Here is a 12,796-nt window from a genome sequence, read left to right on the forward strand (position 1 = left end):
AGTGCACGCTATTTCGCTTCAGCCGTTTTCAGCAGTTCAATAAAAAAGGTGAAATGCCCGTTTGCATGCTTAAGTCCGAATTTCCCTCCGTGCAGCTCGACGATATAGTTCGCAATCGATAAACCGAGTCCTGCTCCTGAAGGCACGTCTCGATCGCTTCTGGAGGGCTCTGCCTTATAAAAACGCTCAAACAAAAGCTTCTCCTGCTCCTTGGTAATCGGGTTTCCCCAATTTTCAACTGCTAACAAGATAGATTGGCCATGTTGGGCAAGCCGAACCGTAATTTCGCCCGGCTTCAAGGAAAACTTGAGTGCATTCATGAGCAGATTATCGATCGCCCGCACCAGCTTTTCAACATCTACATGAGCAAATAGAGATTGATGTTCCCAATCCTTCTTGACCGTTAGAGAGAGCTCTTGCGCGATCGGCTCGAACTCGATGATGATTTGCTCTAGGAGGTTGTTGAGATCGATCTTCTGTAAGGTAAGACTTGTATCGCCGCTGGTAAGACGAGTATACTCGAACAGATCATCGATTAACTTTTTCATTTGCTGGGTCTTGTTAAAAGCGTTATGGATATACCTCTTGTGTTCCTCGAGATCGTTGTAGTGGTCATTTTTGAGCAGGTTCAAATAGCCGATGATGCTCGTCAAAGGCGTGCGCAAATCATGGGATACGTGCGTGATCAGCTCCATTTTGGATGTCTCGATCTGACGTTCTCTCTTCATCATGTTTTGAAGCTGCTCGGCCATGTAATTGATGTTCTGAGCGACTTCCCCCAGCTCGTCTTGCCCCGGCAGGGGCACCCGATAATTGAGATCCCCCTTTGCGATCGCCATGAGTCCATCGGCAAGAGTTCTCACTTTTTTGACGATAGGACGCATCAGGAAGAAAAATATGAGCAAAAAGAAAAACAGAAACGCGAGGAAAATAAAGGCCACGCCAACAAAGTCCACAGTTGCGCCTTCAGTCTTCCGTGCAATAATCTGCGGAAAAATAAATTTCAAAAGGCTATTGATGAGGGACGATCCCATAAAAGCGACGATAAGGCTAAAGAGAAGCGATCCGAGCAAGCGCAGCCTAATACTTTTTTTCCAGTTTAAGAGGGAAAAGAAGTCTCTATTCAACTTTATAACCCACTCCCCAAACCGTTTTGATAAATCGCGGCTCACGCGGATTGTCTTCAATCTTCTCTCGAATGTTGCGCACGTGGACCATTACCGTATTGTCGGACAAAAATTTATCTTCCTTCCAAACGTTTCTATAAATTTGCTCTACTTTAAACACTTGCCCGCGATGACCGGCAAGCAGCTCCAGAATGGAGAATTCGATTGGCGTAAGAGGCACCTCTTGGCCGCGTACCGTCACGAGATGTTTGGTTTTGTTAATGACCAGCTCGTCGATTTCAACTACGCTGCCATCGGAAGCTTTGACCTGATGATCAGCGGCGCCGGTGAATGTTTGTCTGCGCAACTGCGCCTTCACTCTTGCGATTAACTCTAGCGGATTGAACGGTTTGGCCACGTAATCGTCCGCCCCGGTCGTAAGCCCCGTTATTTTGTCGATATCCTCACTTTTGGCTGAGAGCATAATGATCGGAATTTTCGTCATCTCTCTAATCTTGAAGCAAGCTCTGATTCCATCCATGTTCGGCATCATAACGTCCAGAATGATTAAATCGATCGATTCACGGCGCAGCTGCTCGAGTGTTTGAACGCCGTCCTCCGTTTCAAAAACGCAGTAACCTTCATTTTGCAGGTAAATACGAATGACGTCGCGAATTTCCGGATCGTCGTCTGCGACAAGAACGCTGATTGTCAAATTCAATCACTCCCCGATTTTTATCTTTCGACCAGCCGCCGCCTAATGCCCTATTGCAAAGCTACCATATTTCCGGAAAAACGTCTCCGAAAAACGCAAATATTGTTATCGAGATACTCCCCTTTTACGGCAGACGTATACGAAAGCGGGAGGGACGTTGAGAGGAATAAAATGAACTCGCTCGATTTCAAATCGCTGACTGAGCTGCTTACGCATCTGCTGCGAATACTGGAAGGCGATGAATAAGCCACCCGGTTTCAACGTCGTTTCGATCTGGCACATTAATTGCTCGCGCAGAGCCGGCGAAAAATTAAAAAACGGAAGACCGCTCAAGATGCAATCTAGCTCATCGATTCCTTCTTTCTGTAAGGCATGCTGCATGTTACATGCATCGGCATAGCAAGCGAAGTGCCGAAAACGCTCGGACAATTGACTTCGCATCTGTTGGTCTTTTTCGAACAATAGAACATTTGCCTCTTTATGCAGAACTTGTGCCAGATGTCTGGTAATGGCGCCAGTGCCAACCCCGAGTTCAGCTACGCTCCTTACCTGACTCCATTGAACTGGTTCGAGCATTTTTTTGGCTAAAAACACGGAGCTCGGGGCGACGCTGCCGATCTGCCTCGGTGCATGCATGAATTTATATAGAAACAAAAGCTGCTCCTGCATGGCTCTAATCATGAAATAACTCTCCTCTCATTCCGTACGTTGCAACTATCGTAACGAAAAATTCTGCAGAATGAGCTAAGAAAAAGATAAAGAATTTCTGAAGAAAGTTGGAAGGGAATTCACTTTTCGATTTCCCCTAGTCATTTCCTGACTTATTGGGGATAGCCTTGTTTCATGTTATTTGAGCTTGTTCCTCCATATACCTTGAATGGCAGATGCATCCGCGGTAGCCCCCATATATGGCAGATGATATAAATCTTCTACTGTTCGCAAAACATTTAAATGCGTTATTTTCTGATCGTAAGTTACAGGTTTGACCATCGCTCCAACAAAGATCGTCGGGATATGATTATCTTTCGAAGAATCATCCTCATCCCATGTAAGTATAAGCAAGCTGTTATGGCTTTGTGCCCAAGTGACATAAGGGCCGATGTGGGTTTTCAGCCAATTATCTGCGGATAGAATCGTTCCATCGTGCATATCATTATCCAAATTCGGTATGACGAAAGAAACTGTAGGGAGTTTGCTATAATCAGTTGGAAATTGAGAGAACGGTAAGTTACTTTCTTTCGCAACATTAGAGAAACTTCCCCAAGGGCTATGTTTTCGACCGTATTGATGATTGGTACAAGCCGTAGAACCAATCCCAGGTAAATCTTCCGAATATCCAGAAAAGGAAAAGCCGGCTTGTACCAGCTCGCTCGCCAAATTTGGAGTTTTAAGCAAATGTCCGCAAGAGTCGTCTTTAACGCCCTGATCAGAGCCAGAGAACAGAACAAAATAATTGGGCTGACTCGGGTGCGCCACGGCATAGGAATGTGTAAAAAACGCACCTTGCTTGGTCAATGCATTGATGTAGGGAGCAGCTCGATTCCCAATTAATGTCTCATATGAGTGATTTTCTTCTACAACAATGACGACATGATCAGGTCTTGTCCCTTCATCAGGCGGGATTGTAACCTTTTGTTGCTCAGGAACTGTTGCTGCCGAACTGGTCGGTGCAGGAGTTTGGCTAGAAGTGACCTTCTCTGATTGAAGTGGATGGCTTGAGCTAATTGGAGCACTTGATTGTGAAACGATGGAAGTAGCGCTTGGAGTCGGCTTCATTATCACTTGTTGACTTTGATCCATATTGGTGCAAGCTGTCAGTACCAAAATAAAAATAGAAATGACCGCAACAGATGCTTTCATACACTTATTGTCCTGTCCCAAAATTTCGTTTATGATTTCGAACTAATTTATAAACGTGTCTACAAAGAAGCACTACAAGTATAAGCGCTATCCCATAGCTGAACGGTCGTATGTAGGGCTCGACACGATTCCAGTTTTCTCCCAGTTTATAACCAAGATAGGTTAACACCAAATTCCAAGGCAAACATCCGAGAAATGTAAAGAGAACAAAGCGTGAGAAATTCATTTTTGCAATACCTGCAGGTAAAGATATAAATGTGCGAATGATGGGCAAATTTCTTCCGAAAAAAGCCGCGTATTCACCATATCGGTTAAACCAGTGCTCAGCTTTTTTGATATGTTCAGCTTGAATCCATACGTATTTACCGTATTTCTCTATCAATGTTCTTGCCCCAGTTGCTCCTACCCAATAAATAAGGATAGATCCTACTAAATTGCCTAATACACCAGCGCTAACAACCTCAAAATAATTAAAAGCACCTTCTTGAATGAAAAAGCCTCCAAAAAGCATGATAACTTCACTTGGGATGGGAATACATGCACTCTCCAACAACATCCCAATAAAGATTCCCAATACTCCGTAACTCGTGATTAATCCTATAGCATTATTTGAAATCCATTCAATTAACTGATGCAATAAAGTCACCTCAATCGTATATTTTCGGGCAAATTTGCAGTAAGGTACCTCTAATAAAGCTCGTTTCCTACTTTAACAATAAAAAATGAGAATTAAATGAGAACTTTTCATTTACCGATATAAAATAAAAAAACGAAAGACATGTGTCTCTCGTTTTTCTCATAAGTTATTTAACTAAATAAATTCTGACCCAAATAGTTGTCTTTACTTACTACACCCGGAAGTACCGCAAAGTATCCTCCACCCGTAGTCGTCGTATAAGATAACATCTGATCTGGCATTTTAGGGTTTGTTAAACGCTTTTGAATGGACTCAAATTGAGTTTGTAAATTTCTATTAAAACATACAAATAAGAGACCTGCGTTCATTCTTCCCACACTATCTAGATTCTCCATAAAGTTATATCCCCTACGAAGAATTCGTTCACGTTCGGATTTCTCACCATCTCTTGGATTGGAGAGTCGAATATGGGAATCTAATGCCGTAGTATCACCTTTAGAATCTGATGCGAAATTGGGTTGATCAAATTCGTTTTTACCGTCCATCGGAGCGCCAGAAACTTTCTGACGACCAATAATTTCTTCCTGATTGGAAAATGGTTGCTGATCCCATGTCTCTATTCGCATATTAATGCGTCGGACGACCATATAAGTTCCGCCTTCAAGCCATGGGGTTCCGTCAGCACTTTCAATCCAAACGTTATTTTTCATAAAAGCTTCATCATTCAGAGCGGGATTGTTCGTACCGTCTTTGAAACCGAACAAATTACGTTTCGTACCATCCGATTTAATGCCTAACTGACCTGTTTGCTGCCATCTCAAATGTGCTACGCCTCGCGCCGCTTTAGCCAAATTTCGAATGGCATGGAAGCATATCATAGGATCGTCGGAACAAGCTTGAACGACAATATCCCCGTGTGTCAGCTGATCCTGCAGAGAATCTTTGTGAAAAATTGGCATCTCTGTGAGACCTTGAGGCTTGCGTGAGCGGAGTCCGAAACGATCTTTTCCCTCTTTTTCAAAAAGAGTACTACCAACAGCAAAGGTCAGAGTCAGCTTACCTGTAGACAGTCCGATTTGCTCCCCAGTGTCTATTGGAGGAAACTTGCCGTCTTGCGGTTCGGCTGCTAGCGGTTTACCCTCCATTAAGGTGGCTGCCATTTCCGTCCAAGTCTTGAATAATTGCTGTAACTGCTGTCGATCATCTATGGTTATATCGAAAGCTGCAACATTTGCAAAGTTTTGCTGCGGAGTTATGACACCGGCCTGATGGGTACCGTAAAAAGGAAGCGTTTCAGCCTTTCCATCAGCAGCTGCCTCTTGTTTTGTTACAGGAGTGCCAAGTTCATGTTGCTGCTCCTTGCCAATAAAATCTCCTAGAATCAATCCAGCAGCACCTGCGGCAGTCATCCCTAGAAATGTACGACGATTTATTTTGTCTCCCATAGCGATGTCATACTCCTTTATTGATTATTGTCCTAGTGTTCCAGGCATTTTCACAAGTGGTTCTGCTAATGCTTCCAATTTATTTTTCAAATCTATCTGTTTCGATTGCTCAATTTTAGCAAAATCATTCCATGTCGTTCCCACTGGAGACAAGGTATTCATAGCTTCAATAACACTTGATAAGCTTTTACTAATTTTATCATCAAGCGCAGCATCTTTCTTCTTTAATTCGATTTTTACAAGATCGTAGATTTGCTGAGCGCCTTCTACATTCGCTCTAATTACAGGTACTGTTGCACCGCTCCAACGCTCTTCTTCCCCCGTAATCTTCGAGGTCTGCGCTTCTTCCATCAGCTCACCAACACCAGTAACAAAATCTGTTGCTTCGATGTTAGTTGCAGCAATACTTTGTTGCATCTTCTTACCGTCTTCTAGCAATCTCGCAGCGAAAGGTTCAGCGTCTTTTACTGCTTTTTGAACAAATAATAAGTTCTCTATACGATGGTAACCTGTAAATTCAGGATCTTTTTCATCTTTAAAGTCGTCAACGCGCGCATCCATCACACCATCAAGCTCTTTGAATTTTTCAATTACAGGCTCAATTCTTTCATACGGCATCCGTGCTGCAACATAGGCTTCCTGCGCTTTTTTCAAATCACCGCTTTTCACAGCAGCGTTTAACTGTTCCAAAAGCGAGACCATTTGATTACCTTGGTCTTGTACGTATTTATTATAAGCTTTCGTGGCTTCTTGCAGAGCTTGTGAACCTGAAATCGCCGCGTCGTTTACTGCACCTTTATTCTCGTTTAAGGAAGTGCTCAGCTCTGTTAATGCACCTTTTAAACCGTCATTTAGCTGGCCCAGAATCGCAAAGTCGAGCTTATCTTGTGTTAATCCTGCTTCTAATGGTGCTAAAAATTTCTCAACTTTTACATACAGTTCAGGATATTTCAGTTTAACCTCATCTTCAAAGGTAGCCCAGTCAACAACCAGCGAAGAAGATACCTTTTTAGGATCAGTCAACTCCTTTTTATCTAACTGTCCTTTCAAACCATCGATTGTCTTTAGAAAAGCTGCTGCGCCTTCTTTCGCTGGCACTTTTGTTACATTTGGTGTAGGGCTTGCCACAGGAGTTGCGCCAGTTGTTGCTGCAGGAGCCGTTGGCGCCTTGCTGCACCCTACTGCTACAAGTGCAATAGCAGCTGTTAAAATGATTAATTGTTTACGTTTATTCATAGGATAAACCTCCAAATGTTAGTTTTCTTTTATAATCAAAGATGTTTTTCTGAGTTTCATCGTTTTACGTGCATCCGTTAGAACCGCAATAAGAGCACAGATAAGAAGAACAAACTGAGGAATTGCACTTTCAAGCGTTGGATACAAAGCAAGGAACTCCCAACTCGGTAACCAAGATGCTGTTGTCGCAGGTAAGTAACCTGCCAACTGCAAGCCATGTACCCCCATGCCTGCAAATTTAAAGCAAAGATAAAAAACGAACACACTTGAAATTAGGAAGAATGGACGCATCGGCACCTTCATTCCGATCTTCAAGATCAAGAAAGCAACAACAATCAATATGCCAACCCCGATTAAAATACCGCCTAGTAAAGAGGTTATCGAGATCGAAGATGCCATGCCAATCATGAATAGGGCAGTTTCGGTCCCTTCGCGGAAAACGGCTAGAAAAGCTAACAAACTTAGTGAAAAAAGGCTGCCTGTAGCTAATGCTTTTACGCTTTGATTACGTATGTACTGCTGCCAATTTGAGATATTAGATTTACTGTGAAGCCAATAGCTCATATAAGCCAACATAAGTGCTGCAAATATCCCGGTACAACCTGCAATTAGGAAGTTGTTGTTACCAAAAGCACTTGTGGAAAATAATTGTTGAACGATAATGCCTAGCACAATACTAACGAATAGTCCTCCGCCTACACCATACCAGATCCAGCGCTTCTTATCTGCATGGCCTGACTTGGTCAGAAAGCCTAGCAAAGCAATAATGACAAGAAGGGCTTCCAATCCTTCTCTTAACAAAATGGTCGTGGCATCAAGCATGGTATAGCTTGTTTTACCTGCTAATGGTCCAAGAGCTTCATGCATGCGCTCGACTGTCATCGCGGCTTCTTTGGATTTAACGGGTTCTGCACTCAGCAATGCATAAGTTGTAACCATGTCTCTTTCCATTAAGGCATATACCGCCGAAGACTGTGTTAAGACAATACTTTCGATGTCAAGCCAAGAACTCCGAAGTTTCTCAATATTGGCTTTGGCTCCCTCAAAATCGCTTTGTTTCAGTTGCTCCTGCGTTGTTTCAAGCAAAGTAACCAAGGAGGCAATCGTAACCTTCTCCGTGCTTTGTGCTACTTGCCCGAAAACATCCAGCTTCCCGGATATGAAGCTTGTATTTAATTCATGAAGCACTTTCAATGTATCTGTAAGCTTGGCTTGATCAATGGGCTGTTTCAAAGTGGCAAATGAAACCTCTCCCATGGCTTGCTCGATCTTTTGATAAGCGGCTAGTGAAGTTACTTTAATGCCTTCCTCTATCGTAAGCCAGTTTACTTGAAACTTGTCGAATAGCTTAGATGCATCCTCTACCTTGCCGCTCTGGGCTAATTGAATAGCTTGTTGGATGTCCACATCGGCCTTTTTCAGATCATCTTCCCCGCTTGCACTCGCTGAAATCGGAACAATCCACATCAAAAGAAGAGCTATCCAACTAATTATCAAAACTTTGCGCATATATCACCACACCTAATAATAGTTTTTTAAACAAATTTCATTAACATTGATTATCATTATCGATTACTCAGTCTATTCTACTCTCCTTACTGGATCTGTCAATTGCAATTTTCACAATCACCCGCTTGAAATATTATACATATATTTGTAATCGCTTACATATAAACATCAAACAAATTCTTAGCCCCGTTTTCAAAATGCTGTTGACATCGCAAGTGATAATGAATATCATTTGCAATATCCTAAAAATGATTCTCAGTAATACATTGGCATTATACAACCATACCGGAGGGATACTCTTTGCGAAAAATTGTTTTAACCATTCATTTGTTTCTCAGTTTAATTCTTGGAATCTTTGTTGTAGTTACCTGTACAAGTGGCAGCCTTTTAATGATCGAACCCGACGTTGAACGGTTCCTTCATCCTATCGGCCAACAACCAACACCCGGAGATGTTGGAGTTAAAGTCATTCAGCAGCAGGCAGACGCGATGAACCCTATTTTGAAATCGGATCGAATTGAATGGCCTGCTCAAGATGGTTTCTATCACATCCATCTTATCAAGGAAGGTGGCAAAGATGCCGGATTAGTCTATGCGGACCCTGGCACGGGTAAAGTCTTTGGAAAAGTACAGCAAGAACGTCGTGAACCATTCGCGACTATTTATAACTTGCACCGCTACTTTTTACTAACAGATGTAATAGGCAAGCAGCAAGCCGCTTACTTCGTCGGATTTCTAGGTATAGGATTGCTACTAATCCTTCTGACAGGTATATATTTATGGTGGCCAGGCCTTCGAAAATGGGCGTTTGGTTTTCGTTTCATACGAAATCGGGGTAAACTAGCCTATAATATGAGCCTACATAAACTCGTTGGAATCATTTCTATTCCTGTGTTATTGATCATCACGCTAACAGGTGTCGTTAACGCCTATGAGAAATCAATTCCTGTATGGTTTGGCTTTACTGCAAAGGATACTATACCTGCCTCAGCTTTACAGTCAAAAAGCAAAGACCAACCAATGATCGGCATTGAGAATGTTGTTAGTCTGGTTGAGAAGTCTTACCCGGAAAGTACATTGACAAAAATTCAGCTTCCACTCAAGCCCGGGCAATCCATTCAGGTTGGTTTGAAAGAAGGGTTTGGTGCATCACGCAGTAACAATAGCACGGTTTACATGGATGCTTCCACGGGAGATATTTTGTATAAAACAAATCCAAATCTCGCCATTAACCTTTACAACACATGGAGAAAAGGACTTCATTTTGCTACTTGGGGTGGGGAGACTGCCAAGCTTATCTACTTTGTATTTGGAATGACGCCTCTCCTATTAATGTTCACTGGAATCATCATGTGGCAGTTAAAAGCACGTACCCGCAGAAGAAATGCGAAGAAAAAAACTAATGAAGCTATTGCCGCGTAACAAAAAAATACATAGTAAAGAGCACCGCGAAAAGCTTTAACGCGGTGCTTTTATTTTTGAAAAAATACCTTGCTCTTTAAAGAATATTTTCTCTATTTGAAAGAGTACTAGCGTCCTCGAAGTTAAATCACCAGGAGTCTTTACCGTCCTATCAACATCTTCTAAGTTCCCGCGATCTCTGCCTGGTGGAGAGCCAGCTGAGATTGTATACGTCTAAAGCTTTCAGTGAAGTCTGTCTTTAATCTGTTAAATTGTTAGCATGGTAGCATGGTAGTATAACTCCTTGAGAAGTTATGAAGGCCGTGTTTAAATGTAACAATAGCATGAAATGACACGGCAGGCTTGCGTCATTGCTTAGTACCATAGCGAGAAAGAAGGCTATAGAAGTGAAAAGAACATTCATAGATTTGTTAATTATAACAGTTGGTGCACTAGCTTTTGCGTTGGGCATTAATGTGTTTGTCATCCCTCACGAGTTGGGCGAGGGTGGTGTGGTTGGCATTACTATCATTTTATATTATTTGATGGAATGGTCTCCAGGTTGGACAAGTTTAATTATTAATCTGTTACTGTTGGCAATTGGATGCCGTTTGTTAACAAGAAAGACTGTATTATATACAATCGTTGCCGTTTCTCTCCATTCATTGTTTCTTCATCTGACCCAGGGTTGGCATATTGCTTCAAACGATTTAATTGTGAGTTCCATTTTCGGAGGAGCTATGGTTGGATTTGGCATCGGACTTATTGTTAGGGTAGGAGGTACGACTGCTGGCACTGTTATTATAGCCATGAACAAGTTCTGGGACTGGAATATCAGTTTTGCGTTGTTGTTGTGCGATGTTCTTGTAGCAATGTCCTCTTACTTTATCATTGGCCCCGAAAGACTGATGTTCACCATTATTATGCTTTTCGTAGCTACCAAAGTGATGGAGTTCGTGATAGAAGGATTGAACCCAACGAAATCTATAACGATTATTTCCAAAAAACAAGACCAGATAGCTCAACAAGTAAACACTCTTATGGATCGAGGTGTTACGGTCTTAAGCGGTCATGGTTATTATACGAAGACTTCCATGAATATTCTCTATATTATAGTCAAGAAACAGGAGGTTGCCCTGCTGAAGAACATCGTAAAATCCGCAGATCACGAAGCTTTCATGACAGTTCAAAATGTGCAGGATGTGTTTGGTAAAGGTTTTGTCGACATTCAGAATCCCTAAAAATTCTGTTTGTAGATTGAGTAGTCCAAAGTTCATTCGGCGTTTCAAAAATTTATTTGTCATTTCAAAACTTACTTGTCAACCAACTGTTAAAATTACAAATTGGTCTTGAAATGAAGAAAGCCAGCAAGTATAAGGATTTGCTGGCCTTCTCAATGAGAATAAAATGACAAATAAAGTTTTGAAATGGATTTTGGGGTAATTTGTTTGAGTAACGAATTAGATGTGAAATACTTCTGACAAATTAAATATAGTTACAAGTCAGAAGACTTGCTGAACTATCGTTCTTCGTTAGTTCAATGATTCCTTATACTGTTCACTCTATATATACCTGAATTTGAGAAATTGAGTTGTTTTCATATCCCATCACATTCCATTCCGCTTGAAGGGGCTGGATATTACCCTTGTCATCAGTCGCCTTTACCATAATAAGGTAGGTTCCAGGTACAGGTACATTCCAATCCCATCCCCACCTTCTCCAGCTGTACTTTTCCTCTGAATCAAGCCAGTTCACTAAGTTCCATGATCCTCCATGATCAAGACTGATCTCAACCATTTTAACAGATCCCTGACCTGACCATGCTGTACCTGTAATGAAATGCTTTCCTCGTCTTAAAACAGTTTGATCCGTGGGCTGGGATATTACGGAATTCACCTTCATTAAAGTAACTGGTCTGCGCTGAGAATCTGTCTCCGAACGGTATACTACATAATCATTTCTTTGAAAGGGACCTTTAAAAACTTGATCTGTAGCCACTATACGGTAAAGCCATTTGACAGAAGCCATACCGTACCAATTCGGAACGATTAATCTTGCTGGGTGTCCATGTTTGTAGGGAATAGGTTTTCCGTTCATACAGAGAGCAATCAGAGTATCGGGATGCATAGCTTTTTCTACAGGAAGGCTTCGGGCAAATCGGAAAGTGCCTGGGAGGTCTACTCGTTCACCTGTATCCATTCCTTCAAATATGACTTCCCGAACATTAGGCATTATTCCAGCTACCTGTAAAAGAGTTCGAAGAGGCACTCCAGTCCAGAGCGCATGGCTGACAGCCCCCTGTTCCCATTGAACCCCTTTGGCTTTAGGTTGGAAATACGCTCTTTTGTTTCCTGAACATTCCATAGTAACTGGCAATATGATTTGAGGAAATTGAAATAACGCTTGATAATTCAGGAGAATTGGCTTTTGAACAAGTCCCTCTATTTTAAGCGCCCAATCATTTAATAACAATACAGGATAAGGGAAATGATTGCGGATATAATACTTGTTTTCTGGTGTAACCCAGCTTGAAAGAGATAACATTGGAAATTCCTGATTCTCAGGAATAATAGAGCGAGGAATTCGCTTGGGGTCATACAGATTCATTTAAGGCTCCTTTCCTAAGCAAGGATTCCCTATTTTATGAAATTCTGGATCCATCCATTCTTGGATGGCCATAATTGTTTGATGGTCAAACTATTCTGCCCGTTAACGTAGTGAAGCTTCCGAACTGCCGGCAGCTTAGTCATTCAACTATCGTGTCCCGTTAGATTCCTGTAGATGGATAAATTTCAGCTTTGTAAAAAAACGAGCGCCTCGGTACGATGGAAGTACGCAACGGGTCAAAAGCCCTTTAATTCCATCATCCAGGAGGACGCTCTACTAT

General features: G+C 42.0%; 11 protein-coding genes. 2 read left to right on the forward strand and 9 right to left on the reverse strand.

All coding sequences use genetic code 11. The annotated features are described in order from the left end of the window. Positions 1 to 8: 8 nt before the first annotated feature. From RQP52_RS33815 to RQP52_RS33850, 8 genes are all read right to left on the reverse strand, one after another. Complete coding sequence (locus RQP52_RS33815; RefSeq protein WP_315955917.1) at positions 9 to 1,007, reverse strand: HAMP domain-containing sensor histidine kinase; 999 nt, start codon at positions 1,005 to 1,007, stop codon at positions 9 to 11. A gap of 112 nt (positions 1,008 to 1,119) precedes the next feature. Beyond that, entirely contained in the window at positions 1,120 to 1,821 is a 702-nt protein-coding gene (locus tag RQP52_RS33820; protein ID WP_315955918.1) for a response regulator transcription factor, read from the reverse strand. A gap of 105 nt (positions 1,822 to 1,926) precedes the next feature. Next, positions 1,927 to 2,502: a class I SAM-dependent methyltransferase gene (locus RQP52_RS33825; protein WP_315955919.1), complete on the reverse strand. Its 576-nt coding sequence runs from the start codon at positions 2,500 to 2,502 to the stop codon at positions 1,927 to 1,929. A gap of 165 nt (positions 2,503 to 2,667) precedes the next feature. Beyond that, positions 2,668 to 3,681, reverse strand: a complete 1,014-nt coding sequence (locus RQP52_RS33830; RefSeq protein ID WP_315955920.1) for an alkaline phosphatase family protein — start codon at positions 3,679 to 3,681, stop codon at positions 2,668 to 2,670. Positions 3,682 to 3,685: 4 nt separating this feature from the next. After that, entirely contained in the window at positions 3,686 to 4,327 is a 642-nt protein-coding gene (locus tag RQP52_RS33835; protein ID WP_315955921.1) for a DedA family protein, read from the reverse strand. A gap of 161 nt (positions 4,328 to 4,488) precedes the next feature. Continuing rightward, positions 4,489 to 5,763, reverse strand: a complete 1,275-nt coding sequence (efeB, locus tag RQP52_RS33840) for an iron uptake transporter deferrochelatase/peroxidase subunit (RefSeq protein ID WP_315955922.1) — start codon at positions 5,761 to 5,763, stop codon at positions 4,489 to 4,491. Positions 5,764 to 5,787: 24 nt separating this feature from the next. Next, positions 5,788 to 6,999 (reverse strand): EfeM/EfeO family lipoprotein, encoded by a 1,212-nt coding sequence (locus RQP52_RS33845; RefSeq protein WP_315955923.1) that lies wholly within the window; start codon positions 6,997 to 6,999, stop codon positions 5,788 to 5,790. An 18-nt stretch (positions 7,000 to 7,017) separates the two neighbouring features. Further along, positions 7,018 to 8,508 carry an FTR1 family iron permease gene (locus RQP52_RS33850; RefSeq protein ID WP_315955924.1) on the reverse strand — a complete coding sequence of 497 codons (1,491 nt, stop codon included), beginning with the start codon at positions 8,506 to 8,508 and terminating at the stop codon, positions 7,018 to 7,020. 300 nt (positions 8,509 to 8,808) lie between these two features. Between RQP52_RS33850 and RQP52_RS33855 the strand changes: the two genes are divergently transcribed. Together RQP52_RS33855 and RQP52_RS33860 are read left to right on the forward strand one after the other, a co-directional pair. Next, positions 8,809 to 9,930, forward strand: a complete 1,122-nt coding sequence (locus RQP52_RS33855) for a PepSY-associated TM helix domain-containing protein (RefSeq protein ID WP_315955925.1) — start codon at positions 8,809 to 8,811, stop codon at positions 9,928 to 9,930. Between the two features lie 386 nt (positions 9,931 to 10,316). Beyond that, entirely contained in the window at positions 10,317 to 11,150 is an 834-nt protein-coding gene (locus tag RQP52_RS33860) for a YitT family protein (RefSeq protein ID WP_315955926.1), read from the forward strand. Positions 11,151 to 11,466: 316 nt separating this feature from the next. On the opposite strand, the gene RQP52_RS33865 is transcribed toward RQP52_RS33860, so the two are convergent. Then, complete coding sequence (locus RQP52_RS33865) at positions 11,467 to 12,516, reverse strand: sulfite oxidase (protein WP_315955927.1); 1,050 nt, start codon at positions 12,514 to 12,516, stop codon at positions 11,467 to 11,469. Positions 12,517 to 12,796: the final 280 nt, after the last annotated feature.

The organism is Paenibacillus violae (assembly GCF_032461945.1).
Taxonomy (GTDB): Bacteria; Bacillota; Bacilli; order Paenibacillales; family NBRC-103111; genus Paenibacillus_E; species Paenibacillus_E violae.

Coding starts and splice junctions, on each gene's coding strand:
- RQP52_RS33850 (WP_315955924.1), bottom strand. CDS start 8,508: ATGCGCAAAGTTTTGATAATTAGTTGGATAGCTCTTCTTTTGATGTGG.
- RQP52_RS33825 (WP_315955919.1), bottom strand. CDS start 2,502: ATGATTAGAGCCATGCAGGAGCAGCTTTTGTTTCTATATAAATTCATG.
- RQP52_RS33865 (WP_315955927.1), bottom strand. CDS start 12,516: ATGAATCTGTATGACCCCAAGCGAATTCCTCGCTCTATTATTCCTGAG.
- RQP52_RS33845 (WP_315955923.1), bottom strand. CDS start 6,999: ATGAATAAACGTAAACAATTAATCATTTTAACAGCTGCTATTGCACTT.
- RQP52_RS33830 (WP_315955920.1), bottom strand. CDS start 3,681: ATGAAAGCATCTGTTGCGGTCATTTCTATTTTTATTTTGGTACTGACA.
- efeB (WP_315955922.1), bottom strand. CDS start 5,763: ATGGGAGACAAAATAAATCGTCGTACATTTCTAGGGATGACTGCCGCA.